Source organism: Plantibacter sp. MMLR14_011 (assembly GCF_001865025.1).
Taxonomy (GTDB): domain Bacteria; phylum Actinomycetota; class Actinomycetes; order Actinomycetales; family Microbacteriaceae; genus Plantibacter; species Plantibacter flavus_A.
In genome coordinates this window covers 188,654-207,938 of the sequence record NZ_MJGW01000050.1, presented here as the reverse complement: position 1 = coordinate 207,938, position 19,285 = coordinate 188,654, and the positions used below count along the sequence as shown (strand labels likewise).

The 19,285-nt window shown below is 70.0% G+C and carries 16 protein-coding genes; 8 read left to right on the top strand and 8 right to left on the bottom strand.

Translation table 11 applies throughout. The features are described 5' to 3' along the window. Positions 1-129: 129 nt before the first annotated feature. Together BIU99_RS15330 and BIU99_RS15325 are read left to right on the top strand one after the other, a co-directional pair. Entirely contained in the window at positions 130-1,608 is a 1,479-nt protein-coding gene (locus BIU99_RS15330; RefSeq protein ID WP_071262040.1) for a SulP family inorganic anion transporter, read from the top strand. 371 nt (positions 1,609-1,979) lie between these two features. After that, the gene (locus BIU99_RS15325; RefSeq protein WP_071262038.1) at positions 1,980-3,062 is read left to right on the top strand and encodes an NYN domain-containing protein; all 1,083 of its coding nucleotides are present in this window, start codon (positions 1,980-1,982) and stop codon (positions 3,060-3,062) included. Positions 3,063-3,153: 91 nt separating this feature from the next. Here BIU99_RS15325 and BIU99_RS15320 read toward each other — a convergent pair whose 3' ends face one another. Then, complete coding sequence (locus tag BIU99_RS15320) at positions 3,154-4,437, bottom strand: M18 family aminopeptidase (RefSeq protein ID WP_071262037.1); 1,284 nt, start codon at positions 4,435-4,437, stop codon at positions 3,154-3,156. 63 nt (positions 4,438-4,500) lie between these two features. Here BIU99_RS15320 and BIU99_RS15315 point away from each other — a divergent pair, with 63 nt between their 5' ends. Beyond that, positions 4,501-5,865 (top strand): LssY C-terminal domain-containing protein, encoded by a 1,365-nt coding sequence (locus BIU99_RS15315; RefSeq protein ID WP_254773630.1) that lies wholly within the window; start codon positions 4,501-4,503, stop codon positions 5,863-5,865. Further along, positions 5,862-6,359, top strand: a complete 498-nt coding sequence (locus BIU99_RS15310; RefSeq protein WP_064294077.1) for a DUF2809 domain-containing protein — start codon at positions 5,862-5,864, stop codon at positions 6,357-6,359. The genes BIU99_RS15315 and BIU99_RS15310 overlap by 4 nt, the downstream gene beginning before the upstream one ends. A gap of 8 nt (positions 6,360-6,367) precedes the next feature. On the opposite strand, the gene BIU99_RS15305 is transcribed toward BIU99_RS15310, so the two are convergent. From BIU99_RS15305 to BIU99_RS15295, 3 genes are all read right to left on the bottom strand, one after another. Further along, on the bottom strand, positions 6,368-7,585 hold the full coding sequence (locus BIU99_RS15305; protein ID WP_083397420.1) for a DUF429 domain-containing protein: 1,218 nt from the start codon (positions 7,583-7,585) through the stop codon (positions 6,368-6,370). A 125-nt stretch (positions 7,586-7,710) separates the two neighbouring features. Then, complete coding sequence (locus BIU99_RS15300) at positions 7,711-9,261, bottom strand: S1C family serine protease (RefSeq protein ID WP_071262033.1); 1,551 nt, start codon at positions 9,259-9,261, stop codon at positions 7,711-7,713. A 143-nt stretch (positions 9,262-9,404) separates the two neighbouring features. Beyond that, on the bottom strand, positions 9,405-9,986 hold the full coding sequence (locus tag BIU99_RS15295; protein WP_071262031.1) for a TetR/AcrR family transcriptional regulator: 582 nt from the start codon (positions 9,984-9,986) through the stop codon (positions 9,405-9,407). A 93-nt stretch (positions 9,987-10,079) separates the two neighbouring features. On the opposite strand from BIU99_RS15295, the gene BIU99_RS15290 reads away from it, so the two are divergent. Next, positions 10,080-10,703, top strand: a complete 624-nt coding sequence (locus BIU99_RS15290) for an NAD(P)H-dependent oxidoreductase (protein ID WP_071262030.1) — start codon at positions 10,080-10,082, stop codon at positions 10,701-10,703. Here the strand turns inward: BIU99_RS15290 and BIU99_RS15285 are convergent. Beyond that, a complete protein-coding gene (locus BIU99_RS15285) occupies positions 10,678-14,211 on the bottom strand; it encodes a bifunctional RecB family nuclease/DEAD/DEAH box helicase (protein ID WP_071262028.1) in 3,534 nt (1,177 codons plus the stop codon). The genes BIU99_RS15290 and BIU99_RS15285 overlap by 26 nt on opposite strands. A gap of 214 nt (positions 14,212-14,425) precedes the next feature. Between BIU99_RS15285 and BIU99_RS15280 the strand changes: the two genes are divergently transcribed. Continuing rightward, positions 14,426-14,818, top strand: a complete 393-nt coding sequence (locus BIU99_RS15280) for a (deoxy)nucleoside triphosphate pyrophosphohydrolase (RefSeq protein WP_071262170.1) — start codon at positions 14,426-14,428, stop codon at positions 14,816-14,818. Positions 14,819-14,836: 18 nt separating this feature from the next. Here BIU99_RS15280 and BIU99_RS15275 read toward each other — a convergent pair whose 3' ends face one another. The 3 genes from BIU99_RS15275 to BIU99_RS15265 form a co-directional block, all read right to left on the bottom strand. Beyond that, positions 14,837-15,712 (bottom strand): hypothetical protein, encoded by an 876-nt coding sequence (locus tag BIU99_RS15275; RefSeq protein WP_071262027.1) that lies wholly within the window; start codon positions 15,710-15,712, stop codon positions 14,837-14,839. Positions 15,713-15,821: 109 nt separating this feature from the next. Beyond that, on the bottom strand, positions 15,822-16,655 hold the full coding sequence (locus BIU99_RS15270; RefSeq protein WP_071262025.1) for a siderophore-interacting protein: 834 nt from the start codon (positions 16,653-16,655) through the stop codon (positions 15,822-15,824). Positions 16,656-16,718: 63 nt separating this feature from the next. After that, positions 16,719-18,197 (bottom strand): MFS transporter, encoded by a 1,479-nt coding sequence (locus BIU99_RS15265; RefSeq protein ID WP_071262023.1) that lies wholly within the window; start codon positions 18,195-18,197, stop codon positions 16,719-16,721. Positions 18,198-18,333: 136 nt separating this feature from the next. Between BIU99_RS15265 and BIU99_RS15260 the strand changes: the two genes are divergently transcribed. Beyond that, a complete protein-coding gene (locus tag BIU99_RS15260) occupies positions 18,334-18,969 on the top strand; it encodes a uracil-DNA glycosylase (RefSeq protein ID WP_158596626.1) in 636 nt (211 codons plus the stop codon). 97 nt (positions 18,970-19,066) lie between these two features. Further along, positions 19,067-19,279, top strand: coding sequence for a hypothetical protein (locus BIU99_RS15255; protein ID WP_064294068.1), 213 nt, complete (start codon positions 19,067-19,069; stop codon positions 19,277-19,279). Positions 19,280-19,285: the final 6 nt, after the last annotated feature.

The window sequence follows — 19,285 nt, the reverse complement described above, 5'->3', positions numbered from 1 at the left end:
GACGGTTCGCGACTCAGGACGGTCGCCGCGTGTCGCGGCCCTTCCGTTCGGTGCTACCAGCGACTCGCCCGGTGCGTCCTGCGTTGCGAACGAGCCTAGGCTTGCACGGTGAGTCAGCCCGACGCCCCCATGCGCACCGCCGTCCGCCCGAGCCCCGGCGTCCTCGCGACCCTGCGGAACCCCAGGGCCTTCAGCGTCGAGATCCTCGCCGGGATCGTCACGACGCTGGCGCTCATCCCCGAGGTCATCTCCTTCTCGATCATCGCCGGCGTCGACCCGAAGGTCAGCCTGATCGCCTCCGTGGTCCTCGCGATCTCGATGTCGATCCTCGGCGGGCGTCCGGCGATGATCACGGCCGCCGCGGGCGCCGTCGCCCTGGTCGTCGCGCCGCTCGTCAAGGAACACGGCGTGGAGTACCTGCTCCCCGCGGTGATCCTCGCGGGCCTCATCCAGATCGTGTTCGGCGTCACCGGTCTCTCCCGACTCATGCGGTTCATCCCCCGCTCGGTGATGATCGGCTTCGTCAACGCGCTCGGCATCCTCATCTTCGTCGCCCAGGTCCCCCACCTGCTCGGTGTCCCGTGGCTCGTCTACCCGCTGTTCGTCATCACGGTCCTGATCGTCCTCCTGCTCCCCAAGCTCACCACCGCGGTGCCGGCGCCGCTCGTCGCCATCGTCGTCGTCACCGCGATCACGATGATCGCGCACGCCGCCGTGCCGACCGTCGGCGACCAGGGCGACGTCTCCGGCGGCCTCCCCGGGTTGACCGCGCTGCTCGTGCCGCTGAACCTCGAGACGCTCGGCATCATCTGGCCGACCGCGTTGAGCGTCGCGTTCGTGGGGCTCATGGAGACCCTCCTCACGGCGAAACTCGTCGACGACATCACCGACACGACGTCGTCGAAGGGGCGCGAATCGTGGGCCCTCGGCGTCGCCAACATCCTGGCCGGGTGGTACGGCGGGATCGCCGGCTGCGCGATGATCGGTCAGACGGTCGTCAACGTCAAACTGGGCCGCGCTCGGACGAGGATCTCCACCTTCGTCGCCGGCGTCTTCCTCCTGCTGCTCGTGACCGCGCTCAGCCCGGTGATGGCGCAGATCCCGATGGTCGCGCTGGCCGCCGTGATGATGATCGTCGCCATCAAGACCGTCGACTGGCACAGCGTGCGCCCGGCGACCCTGCGACGCATGCCGATCCCCGAGACGGTCGTGATGGTGGTGACCGTCGCGGTGGTCGTCGTCACCCACAACCTCGCGATCGGCGTCGCTGCAGGAGCGGTCCTGGCCATGGTGCTCTTCGCGCGACGCGTGGCCCACGTCATCCGCGTCCGCCGGGTCCTCGCGGACGACGCCACCTCCGTCCGGTACAGCGTCATCGGCCCCCTGTTCTTCGGCAGCAGCAACGACCTGGTCGAGCAGTTCGACTACGCGGCCGACCCTGCGGACGTCGTCGTCGACTTCACCGCCTCGCAGATCTGGGACGCCTCGAGCGTCGCCGTCCTCGACGCCGTGCAGGAGAAATACGCCGCGCACGGCAAGCAGGTCGTGTTCACCGGACTCGACGAACGCAGCTCGGCCTTCCACGGGAAGCTCACCGGCCACCTCTGAGCCGATCGCTCCGGCACCACCTCAGAGGTGCAGCACTCGCCGGAGCCCCGCGTCCAGATCCAGTGACAGCGCGACGGGCACCCTTCCGGCGGCCGGACCGAGGTCGTCCTCATCGAGGGTGAGCAGCTGTGTGGTGTTCACGACCGAGTCCTTCGGCAGGCCGGAAGCCGTCGCAGGGAGGAACACGTTGCCCGGGAGCTCGGCGAGCGAGGGCTGGAGATGTCGACGGCGTGACTGGGCATGGGCGCACGCTACGCAGCCCAGGTCGGTCACGGCCTGGCCCGCGCAGCAGCGGTGGAGAGGAGCTTCGCAAGCCGAGCTGTGGAGGACTGAAGTCGCCGATTCGCAGGCCACCAGAGGATGATGGAGTCATGGCAGAAACCGGAACGCCCAGAGTCGCGGTCTACATCGACTTCGACAACATCGTCATCTCGCGCTACAACCAGCTCTACGGGAAGGCGGCGTTCAGCCGGGATCGCGCGCGGTCCCACGTGCCCTCCGCCGCACCCGAAGGCGACGAGATCTCCGAGCGCCTGCAGGCCGCTCGCGTCGACGTTGGCGCCATCCTCGACTACACCTCGTCGTTCGGGAACATCGTCATCAGCCGTTCCTACGCCGACTGGTCCGAGCCGGTCAACTCCGCGTACCAGAAGGACCTCGTGGACCGCGCGGTCGACCTGACGCAGATGTTCCCCACGACGAAGGCGATGAAGAACGGTGCCGACATCCGCCTCGCCGTCGACGTCGTCGAGGACCTGTTCCGCCTCCCCGACCTCACGCACATCGTGATCGTCGCCGGCGACTCGGACTACATCTCCCTCGCGCAGCGCTGCCGACGCCTCGGACGCCACGTGATCGGGATCGGTGTCGCCGGTGCGACGAGTCGTGCGCTCATGGCGGCGTGCGACGAGTTCTCCGACTACGACGACATCCCCGGGATCGTCCGCCCGGTCGTCACGCGCACGCCCCGCACCCCTGCCGCCGTCGAGAGCACGGCGGAGGTGTCCTCTGAGACACCGAAGTCCGCACCCAAGTCCGGAGGGCGTCGTCGCGCCTCGTCCGGGTCCGCGCCGACGGCCGAAGCACCGGTCGCCCAGACACCTCCGCGGATCGGCGGCCTCTTCACCGAGCCGGTCTTCAGCCACCGCGACGCCGACGACCTGGACGACTCCGACGACGAGACCGCGGACCCCTCCGGTCCCGACGCACAGCGCGCGGCGACGGAGCTCCTGGTGCGCGCACTCCGCCTCGTGCACGCCAAGAACGACGACGAGGACTGGCTGCTGAACGCCGAGGTGAAGAACCAGATGATCCGCATGGACCCGGCGTTCAAGGAGAAGCCGCTCGGCTACCGCTCGTTCAGCGACTTCATCAACTCGCGCTCGGACCTCGTCGAGGTGAACCCGGACGCGAGCCCCGACGGACGACGGCTGCGGCTGCGCGAACTGGGTTGAGCCCGACCCCGCGGCAGGAGATCAGCTTCGCAGCAGGACCGTCCGCCTTCGGGCGTCCTGCTCCCGCGAGGATCTCCTGCTGCGGCGGTGCTCAGGCGCCCCGGAAGAACGCCTGGACCGCCGCGCTCAGAGCGGTCGGATCGTCGATGTGGCACAGCTCGCGGGCGGAGTGCATCGACAGCAGCGGCGTCCCGACGTCGACCGTCCTGATGCCGAGTCGCGTCGCGGTGAGCGGGCCGATGGTCGAGCCGCACGGCACCGTGTTGTTCGACACGAAGTCCTGCGAGGGCACACCTGCGGCGGCGCAGCTCCGGGCCCACAGCGCGGCCCCGAGGGCGTCGGTCGCGTAGCGCTGGTTCGCATTGATCTTGAGGAGCGGACCGCCACCGGCGATCGGCCGGTTGGCCGGGTCGTGGCGTTCCGGGTAGTTCGGGTGGATCGCGTGGCCGGCGTCCGCTGACAGGCACCAGGAGGCCGCATAGGCCTGGAGCCGTTCGGACACCGTCGCCCCCAGCGACGCACCGATGCGGGTGAGGACGTCGTCGAGGAACGGACCGCTGGCGCCGGAGGTCGAGGCCGAACCGAGCTCCTCGTGGTCGAAGGCGGCGAACACCGTGATGTGTGCGGCGTCGTCCGTCGCTCCCCCGTCACTCGCGGCCAGCAGCGCCGCGAGTCCGGCGTGGACCGAGGTCAGGTTGTCCATGCGTCCGGCGGCGAACAGCTGCCCGTCGAGACCGAATCGCCGGGGCTCCTGGGTGTCGGCCAGGAGCACGTCGTACCCGGCGATCGCGGTGGGATCGATGCCTGCGATCGACGCCAGATGCGCGAGCACGTCGGCGTGGCCGAGGTCACCGACCCCGTACACCGGCTGCAGGTGGCGCTGGCGATCGAGGACGAGGCCGTCGTTGGCGCTTCGGTCGAGGTGCACGGCGAGCTGCGGGATGCGCAGGAACGGGCCGGTCCGGACGAGGTGCACGGTCCCGTCGAGCGTCACCAGGCGTCCGGCGAGTTCGAGTTCGCGGTCGAGCCAGGAGTTGAGGAGCGGTCCGCCGTAGACCTCCACCCCGGCCTGCAGCCACCCGTGGGCGCCGGTCGTCGGCTTCGGCTTGAGCTTGAAGCTCGGCGAGTCCGTGTGCGAGCCGAGGATGCGGAACGGCGTCGTGGCGTGCGCCTGCTCGGGCTGCACCCAGGCGATCACCGCACCCTCGCGTTCGACGAAGAACCGGCCGGCGCCACCGTTCCAGGACTCGGTCTCGAGCCGCCGGGTGAAGCCGGCCGCCGTGAGGCGCCGAGCGCTCTCCGCGACCGCGTGATACGAGGTGGGCGAGGCGACGATGAAGTCGGCGAGGTCGGTGATGTGGGCGACGGAGTCCATGCCACCATCCTCCCACCAGCCACGCACCCGGCACGTGGATGCACCAGGCCCTACCCTGGACGGGTGACGAAGACCCGCAGCGACCTCATCGGGCCCGCAAGCGGCCTGTCCGAGGATCGTCGCGGACGGATCGCACGCATCGTCGACGGTTGGTTCTTCGCCTTCGGCACGGCTGCGGCGGTCTTCCTGGCGTACGTGCTGCTCACCGAGGCGTTCGCCCGCGGGTGGGCCCAAGCCTGGTTCATCCTCGTCATCTACCTCGTCATCGCCTACCTGATCCTCCCCCGCCTGCACACCGTGCTGTCGCGCGTCTACCTGCCCGACTACTTCATCGGACGCACTCGCACGCGCGAGGGCATCCTCGGTGATCCCGTGAACCTCGGCCTCCGGGGTCGGGAGGAGCAGATCCACATGGCGATGCTCTCGGCGGGCTGGACGCTCGCCGACGACCTCGGCCTGCGTGCGAACCTGCGGATCGTGACCTCGACGCTGACCAGGCGCAGCTACTCGGAGGCGCCCGTCTCGTCGCTCTACCTGTTCGGTCGCCGCCAGGCGTTCTGCTACCAGCAGGAGGTCGACGGCAGTCCGGGGAAGCGGCACCACGTCCGGTTCTGGCCGACACCAGCGGGCTGGCTGCTCCCGGGCGGATACCAGGCGGATTGGTTGGCCGCCGGGACGTACGACCGATCGGTCGGGATCAGCATCTTCACGCTGCAGGTGACCCACCGGATCGCCGACGACGTCGACGACGAGCGCGATCACATCGTCGCGTCGATCGCGGCAGCGGACGTCGGAGCGACGACGTCCGTGATCGAGAACTTCTCCACCGGCTACCACTCACGGAACGGCGGAGGCGACGCGATCGTCACCGACGGCGACCTGCCGATCATCGATCTCAGCGCGGTGGTCGTCCCGCCGGCGGCGACCCTGCCGGCCGCCGACGCTCCCCCGACGCGCTCCCTCATCCGGGCCGGCGACCCGCGGCCGCTGGACACCACCGTCGGCGTGGTCCTGATGGTCGTCGCGGCACTGTCCACCGTGCTCTCCGGCGTCATCCTCGTCTCCGATTGGAAGCAGGTCATCTCGGAGGCCCGTGCAACGGCCGCGACGGCTGACGACGTCGTCCTCATCCCGTGGGTCGTCGGGGCCGTGCTGGCCCTGTCGGCCGTGGTGACGCTCTGCTACCTCGTCCTCGCCTGGCGGGTCCATCGGGGAGGCAACCTCGCGCGCCTGCTCGCCATGACCTTCAGCTCGACGTCCATCGCCACCCTCGCCGCGAGCTATGTCGCCGGCGCCGGCGGATTGACGCTGCAGACCAACCTGATCGGCTTCGCGGTCGACTGTTCCATCATCCTCGCCCTCTCCGGAACCGAGGCCCGTGACTGGGCCCGTGGGCGACAACGACGCACCCGGAGGACGAAAGCATGACCGACGCACCCGACCAGACGGATGAGGGGCCACGCCCCGCCACCTCGCTCAAGCGCGCGCTGCTCCTCGGCGCAGCCATCATCACGATCGTCGCCGGGCTGACGGTGCACTGGTCGGTGGCAGCGGCCTGGGCGAACCCCGTAACCAACGCGCTCTACACGGTCCTCGTCGCGCTCCTGCTGGCCTTCGCCGCCCCACGGCGTCCGCTGTGGCAGATCGCCCTCGGCGCGTTCGGCTTCTCGGCGGCGATCGAGTGCTTCCAGGCCACGGGCGTGCCGGCCGCACTCGCGGACCAGTGGCCGCCCTCGGCGCTCGTGCTGGGCACGACGTTCATCCCGACGGACTTCATCTCCTACGCCCTGGGCGCGGCGGCGTTCCTGTTCCTGTCGCTCGCCATGTCGCTGGTGATCCGCTGGGTTCGCAACGACATCCTCGAACGACGCGCACGCGCGGACCGGGAGACACGGCGCCGATCGGACTCAGGACCCGCCTGACCAGTGCCCTAGCCGCGAGTCGTCTCCCCGTACTGGACGTGTTCGAGGTCGAAGACGGCCTCGGCCAACGCCGACCTCGCCGCTTCGAACTCGACGTCGTCGGGGTGGCCCACCACCCGGGCATGCTCGAGGTGCCAGGTGGCACTGCGCAGGAGTTCGACGGTGGTCGGAGCGGGGGAGGGCGCTCGCGTCGAGGCCGCGGGTGAGACGTCGGCGTTCGCCGCTCCGCCGGGGACGAACTCGATCGTGTTCGATTCCGCCGGAGTGTCGTCCTGAGCGTATGCCTTCTTCTTCATATGTCCTTCATCGAGGTTGTGAACTGTTGTGGCTTGCCGGGCGATGGGCTCCGATAGCGGCGAAGATGCCAGCGGCGGAGCCGACCTAATATATGCCGATATTGGAATGTCCTGCTTGGGGCGCTGTTCAGGTCGCGCCATGGCGAGGAGCGTGGGGACACGCCCACGGTCGTCCGGAGCATCCGAGGCACCGAGGACCTGGAACCGTTCCAGGCCCCAACGGGACCAGGCGGACGCCGTCCACGCGCAGATGGCCGCGTCGATGAGGTCCTCCCGATGCTTGTGCGCCGATTCCTTCAGCGGCGACGGTTCCGCGGCGAGGAGCGCCGTCACCGGGTGGGTGTCGAGGTCGAGTGGCGGCGTCGCCGAGGTCAGCGCCTGCAGGCGCGAGACGAGGTCGTCACAGACCTCCGCGCGGCGTCGCCGTCGCTCGGCGGCGGGGAGACCGGGGTCGAGGCGTTTGTACCGGGGCCGCGCATCCGGGTACCCGAACTCCTCGGCACCCACCAAGGTGGTGTGGGGATAGGCCTCGAAGAACACGACGGCATCCGCCGCCGGCGTGCTCAGTCCGTCGAAGTACTGGAACCCCGCCGCCTCCAGCGCCGTGAAGAGCGCGACACCACCGAGCGCGGGCAGGCCGAGGTTCGACGGGTAGGCCGAGACCTGCCAGCGCCCGTACCGCTGCCCGACCTCACGTTCACAGAGACGCATGCCGGTCTCGTTCCGGACGAGCAGAGGGGCGTCGACCGCGATCACGGAGCCCGGTGAGGCGGTGGCGACGATCCAGGCGACGACGGCGTCGATCCCCACGGCCCACCCGGCCTCGATGACCGTCCCGGTCTCGTCGATGCACACCAGTCCCGACTCGTTCGCCGCGCGGGAGCCGGTCCCCTCGCCCCAGGCGAGGTCGACTCCGAGGAAGCGGGTCACGAGCGGTTCCTTCCGGTGCATGCGGCGAGGCACCGCCTCCCGAGCCTACTGGGCAGACGTCGACGACTCCTCGGATCCGGCGGCGGGCCGGAGGTGAGGAGCCGTCGAGCCTCCCGAGCGCTCGATCAGCCGACCGGGCCCTCGATCAGCGTCACGTCAGCGGTCTGGGAGGTCCCATTCGCCGTGGTCCAGGTGACGGAGACCGTCTGGCCGGGTTCGAGCGTGGCCATGGTCGCCGTCAGGGTCTGAGCGGAGTCGATGGCGGCACCGTTGATGCCGGTGATGACGTCGCCGGCTGCGAGGCCGATCGACGCCGCGGGCGTGTTCTCGATCACCGAACCGACCACGGCACCCGGCATGGTCTGGGCTGCGCCGGACGCGGCCAGACCGATCCCGATGAAGGCCGGGTAGCCGATCGAGACGGTGTCGGTCTCGACGCCGGTGCGGATCTGGTCGACGATGGACAACGCGTCGTCGATCGGGATGGCGAATCCGTCGATGTCGGTCCCACCGGAGGAGGCAGCGGTGTCGACGCCGACGACCTCGCCCTCCGAGTCGTAGAGCGGCCCGCCGGAGTCGCCGGACTGGATGTCCGCGTCCGTCTGGATCAATCCGGTCAGCTGCTTGCCCGCCCCGGTCGTCTCATCCTGGACCGTGATGTCCTGCTCGAGGGCGGTCACGGACCCGTCCGCAGCGCTGGGGGTCCCACCCGTGCCGCCGGCGTTCCCGACCCCGGTGACGGCGTCACCGACGGCTGCGCCGCCGTCGTCGTCGATCGTGACGGTGTCCAGCCCCGAGGCGCCGTCGAGCTGCAGGAGCGCGACGTCGTTCGTGGCATCCGTCCCGACGACGCGCGCGTCGTACTGCTCTCCGGTCGCCACGACGGTGACGACGATGCTCGTCGCTCCCGCGACGACGTGGTTGTTGGTCAGGATCTGGCCGTCCGCGGTGAGGATCATCCCGGTTCCCGCGGCGGCGGCCCCCTGATAGGCCAGCTCGGTGTCGATGTCGACGACACCCACGGACTCCGCGGCGGTGGCGCTCCGGGTGTTCGCCGTCGCGGCATCCGGCGTCGCCTGCTGTGGCCCAGGCTGCCCACCGGGAGCGCGGAAGCTCTGACCGCCCTCGTCCGGCACCGTCTCCGTCACCTGTGAGGAGGCGGCGACACTCTGGAACGCGCCGGCCGCCAGCGAAGCGAGGCCGAGGCCACCGGTCACGAGGGACACGACCGTGGCGGCCGTCGCGGCGGCGATGATCCACCCGATGGGCTGCTTCTTCGCCGGGGTGCCGGTGGTCGACGGCGGCTGGGGCATCGTCTGCTGTCCGTACGGTCGGAGCTGCCAGGTGCCGGAGGGGGCGTACTGGCCCTGGCCGGCGGCGTACGGTCCGTACTGACCCTGCGGGCCCTGGTGATGACCGGGCCACACGTGACCGCTCGTCGCGTGGGGAGCCGTCGCGTAACCGAAGGGCGTCGTCGGCTCGCGTCGTGGGCCACCCGCGGCCGTGTTGCCGGGGTAGCCGGCCGGGGGAGTGACGTCCACATCGGGCTGGGGCTGGTACGAGCCGGTGGGCGGCTGGTACGGATCGGGAGCGGGGGACGACTGCGGCGTCTCCGCCGCTCCGGTGCCGTCCGTTGGACGCGGCTCAGGGCGTTCCGGGTCTGGGGTGGTGTTCACGGGGATTCCTCTCGGCGGGGGTGCTGAGATCATCTGACTCCCGCAATCCGAGTGAATCGTCTGGTTCGACCATGAACGACCTTTGAGCTTCCCGACCGTTTCCCGGATGACGATCGTGTACAGGCTCCATGCGGGACACCACCTCAGGGTCGCGTGAGCAACGCCTCCAGCGCGGGTCGGGCCTCAGCCTCGGAGATGTGTCCGGCGACGACGAGTTCCGCGAGGCCGTGGACCGCGGCCCAGACCGCCGTGGTCAGCGCGGCGATGATCTGCGGCTCGGCGCCGGGGGCCAGCGACGCCGTCGTCTCGGCGAGCAGCGCTTCGACGCCACCGATGAGTGGCGCCATAGCCTCGCTGGGTGAGCCGGGGACACAGACTTCGGGGTCGTAGATCAGGCGGAACCGCTCCGGATGCTGCGCCGCGTAGTGCACATACGTCGAACCGATCCGGACGGCCGTCTCCTGTGGGTCTCGACCCGCCGTCGCGTGCCGCTCCTCGCGCATGGCGTCCAAGAGCTCGGCCATGCCGCGTTCGCTCAACCGTTTCAGGAGCGCGGTCCGGTCGCCGAAGTGGTGGTACGGCGCGTTGTGACTGACTCCGGCGCGACGTGCGACCTCTCGCAGGCTCAGCGTGGCATGGCCGTGCGTCCGCATGAGTTCGAGCGCAGCGTCCTCGAGCGCCGGCCCGAGGTTGCCGTGGTGGTACGCCGTCGTCGATCTTGACACAAGCAACATCGTACCCGTACCGTCGGTTCCGACCAGAAGTGGACAGTGTCCAGATTCTTGGCACTGTCCAGACCTACAACTGATGGAGAACTGATGCCCACCCTCGTCATCGACGGACACCCGAACCCCGGGTCTCTGTGCGCCGCCCTCGCCGCGAACTACGCGGAGGCGCACGGCGACGCGACCGTCCTCGCCGTGCGCGACCTCGCGTTCGACCCGAACCTCCGCCTCGGGTACACCCGCCGTCAAGACCTGGAGCCCGACCTCGAACGAGCGTGGGAGCAGATCCTCGCCGCGGACCACCTCGTGATCGTGGCGCCGGTCTGGTGGGGATCGGTGCCGGCGCTGCTCAAGGGGTTCTTCGATCGCCTGCTGCTTCCCCGTCGCGCCTACCGGACCAAGGACAACGGTCTCCCCGAGGGACTGCTCGCCGGCCGCTCGGGGCGGGTGATGGTCACGACCGACTCGCCGTGGTGGTACCTCCCGCTCGTCGGCGACACGACGGTGAAGCAACTCCGCACCACCACCCTCAGGTTCTGCGGGGTCAAGCCCGTCGCCGTGAACCGGTTCGGTCGGGTGAAGGATTCGACCGTGGAGCAGCGTCGGCGGTGGCTCGCGAAGGCGGCACAGAACGGTCGTGCCGACGCGGCGCGACGGAGTTCTCGTTCCTCCGCTGCGGCCGCAGAACTGGTCAGTGGCCGTCGACCAACCGGATGAAGGCACTGAGCTCGGCGACGCCCTCCGGCGTGACCGGCAGGTACTCGGTGAGTGCGGGGGAGTGCACGAGGTACGCCGCCCACTGGGCGCGGGAGATACCGACGTTCAGTCGGTTCTTCATCAACAGGAACGACATACCCCTCGGGACGTCCGCGGGGGAGGACGCGGCCAGCGAGACGATCGCGATGACGGCCTCCTGACCCTGGAACTTGTCGACGGTCCCGACGCGCACCGCGTCGAACCCGGCCGCGTCGAGCGTCGCTCGGACGACGGCGACGTGGGCGTTGTAGGGACAGACGACGATGATGTCGGCCTCGCTCACCGGGTCGTCGATGCGGCCGGCATCCGGATCGGTCCAGCGGAGCCCGATCGTCGACCGGACGAGCTCGGCGACGCGGTCGGCCTCCTCCTGCGAACTCGTCGCGTTTCCGACGTGATGGACCGGGACGACGTGCAGTCCCGGCACACGACCCTCCAGACGCCGCTTCGTCGTGGCCGCTGCCGAGCGCAGCTCGCCGCCGTACGACAACCGCGAGACCGGCTCGGTGACCGCGGCGTCCATCCGCCAGGTCTCGTGGAGGAAGTAGCCGAGTTCCGGAGGGAGGACGTCACGCCCGTCGGCCACGAATCCGAGCGCCGAGGTGTCGATCGGTTCGGGATGCGTCCCCTGGCTCACCTGCGGCAGCTGCTGCGGGTCGCCCAGAAGCAGGAGGTTCCGCGCGGCGACGCTCGCCGCGATCGTGTAGGCGAGTGAGAACTGCCCGGCCTCGTCGACGACGAGCAGGTCGAGCGATCTCCGGTCGAACCGGTTGGGATTACTGAAGTCCCAGGCGGTCCCGCCGATGACGAAGCCGCCGGTCTGCTCCGCCACGAACGCGCCATGACCATTGGCCGGAAGGACCGTGTAGCCGCGCTCAGCATCCGGGTCGGCACCGGATCGCAGGGTCTTCGCCACGAGCGCGGGGGAGAGCCCCGCCTTCACCACACGCTCGAGCAGGTTCTCGACGACGTCGTGCGACTGCGCCACGACCCCGATCCGCCAGCCGTGCTGCTGCACGAGGGCCGTGATGACGTGCGAGGCGACGTAGGTCTTGCCGGTTCCGGGCGGCCCCTGGACGGCGAGCGCCGAGTCGTCGAGGTCGAGCAACGCGGCGGTCACGTCCTCGATCGTCCGGCCGTCTCCGCGGTGGGGGAGTGGATCGCCCGAGCTCGTGCGGGGCGGTCGTCGCCGCAGGATGTCGACGACGCCGTCGTCCGGCCACCCGGGAGCGGCGTCGAGGACCGCTTGCCCCCACTCGGCGATGGCGTCGACCTGTGTTCCGGGTCGCGGGGGAGGAGACGGCGTGAGCGCGACCGGCAGCTCCGTGTAAGGCTCACGATCCGTCTTGAGCGTCTCCTGGATGAGCAGGGAGTCGTCGTCGACCTCGAGGATCGTGATCTGTCCGGCCGGGCGCGAGCCGGGCTCGGCGCGGGGGACCGTGTACGGTCCCGGGTGGTCGTAGACGGCGAACGGATCGGCGCCGACCTTCACGCTGCTGCCGGGAGCCCATCGGCCGCGGAGTCGGACGTGACGGCGGTCGCTGCGCTGCCGCCCCTCGCGGAACCAGTCGCGCTCGACGACTCCCGAGGTGACGGTGAAGACGTTCCGGGTGTCCTCCCATTCGTCGCGCGCGGCGATGAGTCGGGAGAAGTGCTCCTGCCAGAACGACTTGTGCTCGCGCCGGTGGTAGTCGATGGCGGCGGCCGCGAGCGCATACGCGGTGGCGTCGTCGGAGCGTTCGGGGTCGAGGGGGTCGCCGGCCAACGCCGTCAGCGCGTCGTGGAGTGGCGTCGGTTCGTCCACCAGGGGCTCGGGTGCGTCGGTGACGAAGGTGCCGGGCAGCACGCCCCGTTCCGCACCGAGGTCGAGCAACCAGTTCCGCAGCCGACGGGTCGACTCGCAGTCGTACGCGTTGTACTCGGCGATCTCCGAGAGCTTCCGTTCGCCTTCGGCGACGAGCTCCGGGTCGTCGCTCCGACTCAGCTCGCGCGCCTCCGCGTAGGCCGTGATGGATGCCGCGGCGTCGGTGACGTCGCTGTCGCGGTGCTCCTCACCCATGTAGAGCGGCTCGAGCTTCTTGATCGAGTACGACCGCGATCCGACACGCACCGTCTTGCGGACGAACGGGTAGAGGTCGAACAGCACGGCCTCGCGGAGGAGGTCGTCGATCGTGTCCTCCCCGACCCCGTGCCGGGCGGCCAGCGAGAGCAGGTGCGTCCGCTCGTAGGCGGCGTAGTGATACACGTGCATGCCCGGGAACTCGGCACGGCGGGCGGCGAGGTAGGCGAGGAAGTCGATCAGCGCCGTCCGCTCCTCATGGAAGTCGTGCGCCCACCAGGATCGGAACCGGCCGTCGGTGTCGACCAGGCCGAACAGGTAGTCGATGCCCCACCTCGTGCGGTCGCCCCGGCGGGCGTCACCCGGCTCGCCCTCGGTGTACAGCGGGTCGCCCTCGAAGTCGAAGAAGAGGTCGCCGGGATCGGGTTGCGGCAGGAGCCCGAGTGCCGTGGCGTCGTGCACACGGAACGCCGGCACGCCGGCGGCTGGTGACGGCTCGAGCTGCAGATGCGCCTGCTCGCGCAGCGCAGCGAGCGTGCTCTCGGCGATGCCGTCGACCGTCCCGCCGGCGCCACCCGACAGCCCGTGCGGCCCTGGTCGCTCGGTCGACCCGGTGAGCGTGAGCGACGCCAGATCGTCGATCGTGGCGATGCCGGCCGCCAGCAGGCGGTCGCGCTGCGTCAACCGGAGCCCGGCCACCAGCAGGACGTCGCGTGAGGCCGTGATCTCGGCGTCGCACCACGCGCATCGTCCGCAGACGCTGTAGCGCTGGTCGCCCCAGGCCACCGGAGCGTCGGCTTCGAGCCGTTCGGCGACGATCCGCAGCAGGCGCGCACGACGGCGACGGTACACCGGCAGGATGTCGGCCACCGCGTGGGTGCTGACGGTGCCGTCTCCCAGGATGAGGTCGACGTCGTCGTCGACCGGGATCCCGGCCGTCTCCAGCTGCTCCACGTAGGCGGCGAGCTGGAGCAGGGCGGTGACCTTCGGCGAGCGCGCGAGTTTGGTGTCCTGCACGCGATACCGGCCGTCGGGCCGGCGCACGATGAAGTCGGCGAAGCCGATGAACGATCCGTCGAAGAACGCGGCCTGGAAGACGACCGGGGCTCCGTCGCGGAACGCCGTGATCGTCGACTCGACGGCTGCGGCGAGCGCCACCGTGTCTCGGACGTCGGGGCGGTCGAGCTCGACGACGCCGGTGCCGAACTCGGCGCGGTACGACTCGAGGACCCGCAGCTCGTGCTGGTCGCCGAGCTTGGAGGTCCGCATGAGCATCTCGTCCTCCGGCTCGACGATCGGTTCGATCCGACCGAGCTTCGCGTCGACCGTGCGCAGGAACGCGAACTCGCAGTGGGAGGCGTTGGAGAGGTCGCTGGCGCTCGTGATGGCGGAACCGTCGAGGAGGAACATCGGTGCGGTGGGTGCCTTTCGAGACGACTGCTGCGGGGGCAGGTCCGCCTCCGATCGCTGTCAGTCTGGCACGCACCACCGACCACAGCGCCGCCGCGGGACGCAGGGTGAGGCCAGCCGAGCGGCAGCCGTCTGTGGAGCGGCGTCGGGCGCGCTCGATCCCGCGTCCCCTAGCCTGGAGACGGACCACGACGCCATGGGACGGGAGTGCATCATGACCACCACGATCCAGGTCGTCGCGGGTGTCGCCACGCAGGACGACACCGTGCTCGCGTGCCGGCGGGCACCCGGGCGGGCGTCCGGTGGCCTGTGGGAGTTCCCCGGAGGCAAGGTCGAGACCGGCGAGCGGCCGCAAGACGCGCTGGCTCGTGAGCTGCGCGAGGAGCTCGACGCCGCCGTCGCTGTGGGGGCACTGCTGGACCGGTCCACCGTCACCGTGGGCGAGCTCGTGATCGACCTCGCCTGCTACGAAATCACCTTCCTCGGCGCGCCCCCGGTCCACAGCACGGACCACGACGAACTGCGCTGGGTCACCCGCGAACGGCTCCTCGGGCTGGACTGGGCGACGCCCGACCTCCCGATGGTCGGGCGACTCACCGCGAGCTGACCCCGGAGCCCCAGGGCGTCACTCGACCGCGTGGAGCGGGATGCGGGCGAGCGTGCGTCCGCTCAGCACGAGGTCGTCGTTGGTCGAGGTGACCGCCAGCTCGGTGACCGTCCACTCGAACAGGGTGACGTCGCGCCAACGCTCGAGGAATGCGGCGAGCGCCGCGGTCTCGGCGGCGTCGAGCTCATCGCGGAAGTGGTGCAGGCCCACCCCGACGAGCGGTGCTGGACGCCCGCCGACCGCCCGCTGGATGGGGGCGAAGGCGTCCGCGATGGCGGGGAGGTAACAGCGTCCGCGGTTGAAGCCACCGATGACGGGGCCCGCCAGCCTGACCCGGAAGGGCGTGAACGCGCCGACGCTCGTCCGCAGCCCGTCGAGGAACCCGGATTCCGCGTCGATGGAGGAGAGCGTCGCGTGCAACCGGTGTGCGCGTCGGAGCTCGATGCCTCGGGCGAGCTTGGGTGCGAAGGGTGCCGAGGCGAGGTCGGCCTCGTAGCTCAGGAAGATCGGATCGACGAACAGCCGTTCGACCGGGACGGGGACGACGACCGTCAGGCGCGCCTCGTCGTACCGCCCGTCACGGTAGACGCCGTCAGGACTCGCGGCGAGCGCGAGCGGGTGGTCGGCGTCGATCAGGGGGAGCTGGGCGTACCGGTAGCGCTCGTCGAAGGTGAGCGCCTCACCTGGTCCGAAGGTGGAGCGGACGACGTCCCAGCTGCGGAGGGCGTCGTGCGAGTCCGACGACGTGTCCACACCGCTCGAGGCCGTTTCGGGGACATCGACCTCGAACGCCCGGTCGGCCGATCCGCCGGTCACCGTCCGGATCAGACCCGTCGCGACGCCGGTCGGCAGCGCACCGATCGTGTTTCCGGACGCACCGGCGGAAGAGGGCATGTCGTGAGGTTAGTGGAGCCGTCAGCGCAGCACGTCGGTGACACCCCGAATTCGGGTGATCGACCCAATTCACCGCATGGCCGACCCGAACGCCGACACCGTCAGCCGATCAGTGCGCCTTGCCGACCTTCCAGTAGCCGCAGAACATGACACGGTCCTTGGGCATGCCACCACGGACCCAGAGCCGACGCACGTTCGCCGCCAGGGACTGCTCTCCGACGACCCACCCGTAGCACGGGGCGGTCGGCACCCCGAGGGCCGTCGCGGCGGCCAGCGCCGCTCGTCCGGGGACGTCGTGCGGATCCTCTCGGACCACCCATCGCAGCTCGACCCCGTCCGGGACACGCACGTCCTGCGCGTCCTCCGCGGAGGGGATCTCGACGATCGCCGTCCCGACGGTCGACGCCGGAAGCGAGGTCAGGATGCCTGCGACGGCGGGGAGCCCGGTCTCGTCGGAGACCAACAGCACTCGATCCACGTCGGCCGGGAGGTTGAACATGCGCCCCTCGTCCAGCAGCCCCACCGCATCGCCCACCTCGCACGACTGGGCCCAGCTCGCCGCGGGCCCCGCGGTCCCCTCGGCGGCCGACCCGTGGATGACGAAGTCGATGTCCAGCTCCGGCCCGTCGGGACCGTCACGCCGGTAGTCGCGCACCGTGTAGTTCCGGAGCACCGGTCGCACGGACTTGGAGATCGCGAGGTATTTGGCGTAGGCCAGCATGTCGAGTTTGGTCGGCAGCCGCTCGAGCCCACCTTCGGAGACCGGGATGAAGAACCGGAACCACTGGTCGTAGCCGAGGAAGGTGAAGTCGGCGATGTCACCGCCACCGAGGGTGACCCTGGCGATCTTCGGTGAGATGCGCGAGCGGCGGACGACCCGCAGCGTGAGGAGTGTCGCCGCGTCGGGTTTGATGCGCGCCGTCTCGGCATTCGTACGAGCCACTCGAGCCCCTTCCTCCGGCGGCTCCGGCGGCCGCGACTGAGGCTACCCTAACTCAGGTCGCCCTTACTTGGAGGCGTCGGGTTCGGCAGCGGCGACCTTCCGGGAACGGGCGTCGAGTGACGCGAACACGAACGCCACGACCACGAAGCCGATCGTGACGAGGGTGCTGTTGCGATACGCGTCGTGATAGACGTCGAGCGACGCACCGGAGGCGCCGCCGTCGTTCTCGGAGTACACCGTCGCGTAGAACGTCGCCGTCGCGGCGGCGAGTCCCACCGCGGTCCCGATGCGCTGGCCGAGCTGGCCGATCGATCCGGCGACACCACCGGAGGCCACGGGGATGTCCGCGAGCATCAGTGTCTGGTTGGGGGAGATGACCGCGCCACCGCCGATGCCGGCGAGAAGCATCGCGGCACCCATCGCGTACGGCGTGATCTCCGGGGGCGTGATGAAGGCGAGGAGTGAGTTGAGACTGAACCCCACCACGACCAGCACGAGCCCACCGACGACCAGGGGGCGTCCGAGTCGGTCGACGACCCGACCGCTCAACCACGAGCTGACGGCCGAGGCGAGGGCGAAGGGGATCGTGATCATGCCCGCGAAGACCGGCTCGAGCCCAAGCCCCTGCTGTACGAACAGCGTGAGCGTGAGGAAGGTGGCCGGCATCGCCGCGAAGTACGTCGTGGAGATCAGGACGCCGTTGCGGTAGCTGCCGAGCTTGAACAGGGAGAAGTCGACGACGGGTGTCTTCCCGGCGCGTTGATAACGACCCTCCCACCAGGCGAAGAGGCCGGCGAAGACGGCGAACGCGACCAGCAGCCACCAGCGCGCCGGGTCGTCGCCCGGGGAGCCGGTCGTCAGGACGAACGGCAGCATGAGCGACAGCACGGCGAGACCGAGGAACACGATGCCCACCGGGTCGAGCGATCCGGCGCCCGCCTCGTGCGGCTGCTGCTTGGGCAGCAGTCGAGCGGCGATCGGCAACAGGATGATCGCGAGCGGGACGTTCATCCAGAAGAGCAGGCGCCAGCCGTCCTCCGGGCCGCCGATGGCGATGAGCAGGCCGCCGAGCGTCGGTCCGAACGCCGTCGAGAGGCCGATGATGGCTCCGAAGAGACCGAAGGCGCGGCCACGCTCCTTGCCGACGAACAGCTGCTGGATGAGCCCGATGACCTGCGGCATCAGCAGACCCGCGGCGATGCCCTGGAGGATCCGACCGCCGATGAGGATCCCGACGTTCGGTGCGACGGCGCAGGCGAGACTGGCCGCCCCGAACACACTCAGGCCGATCATGAACATGCGACGCCGGGAGTGCAGGTCGCCGTAGCGCCCGGCGGGCACGAGGATCAGACCGAACGCCAGGGCGTACCCGGCGACGATCAGCTGCAGGGCCGTCGGGCCGGCGTCGAGCGCCTGCTCGATCGACGGCAGTCCGACGTTGACCTTCGAGAGGTCGAGGATCGTGAGGGCGGCGACCGACACGCAGATGGCGAACGCGCGCCATTTCGTCCGGTCGTCGGGGGCGGTTCGCTCGTCAGTCATCCTGGCCACCCTAGGCCCGCGTCAACCCGGTCCGCCCCGGCTTGACGGGCGCGGATCCACCGTCCAGTGCAGCATCTTCGGGCTCAGAACCGGCGCAGACGATGACGGGGCAGCCGTCACGGGCTACGCTCGGAAGATGCATATGGATGCCCCTCGCGGGCTGCAGGACCCCGACGAACTGGCCGAACGACACCGCATGCTGGCCGAGTCGCCGGCACTCGCGCCGCTGCGCGACTGGTCGGACGCGATGATGACCCGCCGAGGACGGCGGCAGGCGGACCTCGTCCTCCCGCTCGTCGACCCGGCCGATGCGGCCGTCAACGCGAAGACACTGATCCTCCTCGACGCCCCGGGGACCCTGGCCCCCGACAGCCTCGACGCTCCGGGATCCGGGTTCGCCTCGGTCGACAACGACGACCCGATCGCCGAGAGCCTCTGGAATCTGCGGAACGACATCGGCTTCGACGACGTCATGGTGTGGAACATCGTCCCGTGGTACCTGAGCGCCGGGCGGAAGAAGCCGAACGCGCCCGAGGTCGCCCAGGGCGCGATGGAACTGCGCGCCCTCCTGCCGCTCCTCAAGAACCTGCGCGTCGTCGTCCTCTGCGGACCCCACGCTCAGGACGGTTGGTGGAAGCACGTCGAGCCACTGCTCGGCAACACGTACAGCGCCTTCAACGCTCCGCACCCCTCGCCGTTGTCGCTGAAGCAGCCGGGTCGTCGCGAGGAGATCGAGAAGGTCTTCGCCCGCGCCAAACAGGTCGCCGGCTGATCACACGCCCCTTTCGCAACCCCCTCGCCCGTCGGGCGAGGGGGTTGCGTGCATCTGAGGCCTCGTTAGGGTCGATGGACGAGGAGAGGAGCATCACATGGACATCGGCACCATCGTCATCCTCGCCGCGCTCGTCCTCCTGGCGGTCGCGGCCGTCTGGTACGTGTCACGGCGAGACCGCGCCGCGCGTTCGGCCGACGAACACCACTCGCACGACAACGACGCGGAGGTCGAGCGCGAGCGCGCGAGAGGCCTCGCGGAGGGCACCGGCGGCGTGCCGCGCCGTGGCGGTGGCCCGATGGGGTTCTGACCCCGC

Coding starts and splice junctions, on each gene's coding strand:
- BIU99_RS15330 (WP_071262040.1), top strand. CDS start 130: ATGCGCACCGCCGTCCGCCCGAGCCCCGGCGTCCTCGCGACCCTGCGG.
- BIU99_RS15325 (WP_071262038.1), top strand. CDS start 1,980: ATGGCAGAAACCGGAACGCCCAGAGTCGCGGTCTACATCGACTTCGAC.
- BIU99_RS15320 (WP_071262037.1), bottom strand. CDS start 4,437: ATGGACTCCGTCGCCCACATCACCGACCTCGCCGACTTCATCGTCGCC.
- BIU99_RS15310 (WP_064294077.1), top strand. CDS start 5,862: ATGACCGACGCACCCGACCAGACGGATGAGGGGCCACGCCCCGCCACC.
- BIU99_RS15290 (WP_071262030.1), top strand. CDS start 10,080: ATGCCCACCCTCGTCATCGACGGACACCCGAACCCCGGGTCTCTGTGC.
- BIU99_RS15285 (WP_071262028.1), bottom strand. CDS start 14,211: ATGTTCCTCCTCGACGGTTCCGCCATCACGAGCGCCAGCGACCTCTCC.
- BIU99_RS15280 (WP_071262170.1), top strand. CDS start 14,426: ATGACCACCACGATCCAGGTCGTCGCGGGTGTCGCCACGCAGGACGAC.
- BIU99_RS15275 (WP_071262027.1), bottom strand. CDS start 15,712: ATGCCCTCTTCCGCCGGTGCGTCCGGAAACACGATCGGTGCGCTGCCG.
- BIU99_RS15265 (WP_071262023.1), bottom strand. CDS start 18,197: ATGACTGACGAGCGAACCGCCCCCGACGACCGGACGAAATGGCGCGCG.
- BIU99_RS15260 (WP_158596626.1), top strand. CDS start 18,334: ATGCATATGGATGCCCCTCGCGGGCTGCAGGACCCCGACGAACTGGCC.
- BIU99_RS15255 (WP_064294068.1), top strand. CDS start 19,067: ATGGACATCGGCACCATCGTCATCCTCGCCGCGCTCGTCCTCCTGGCG.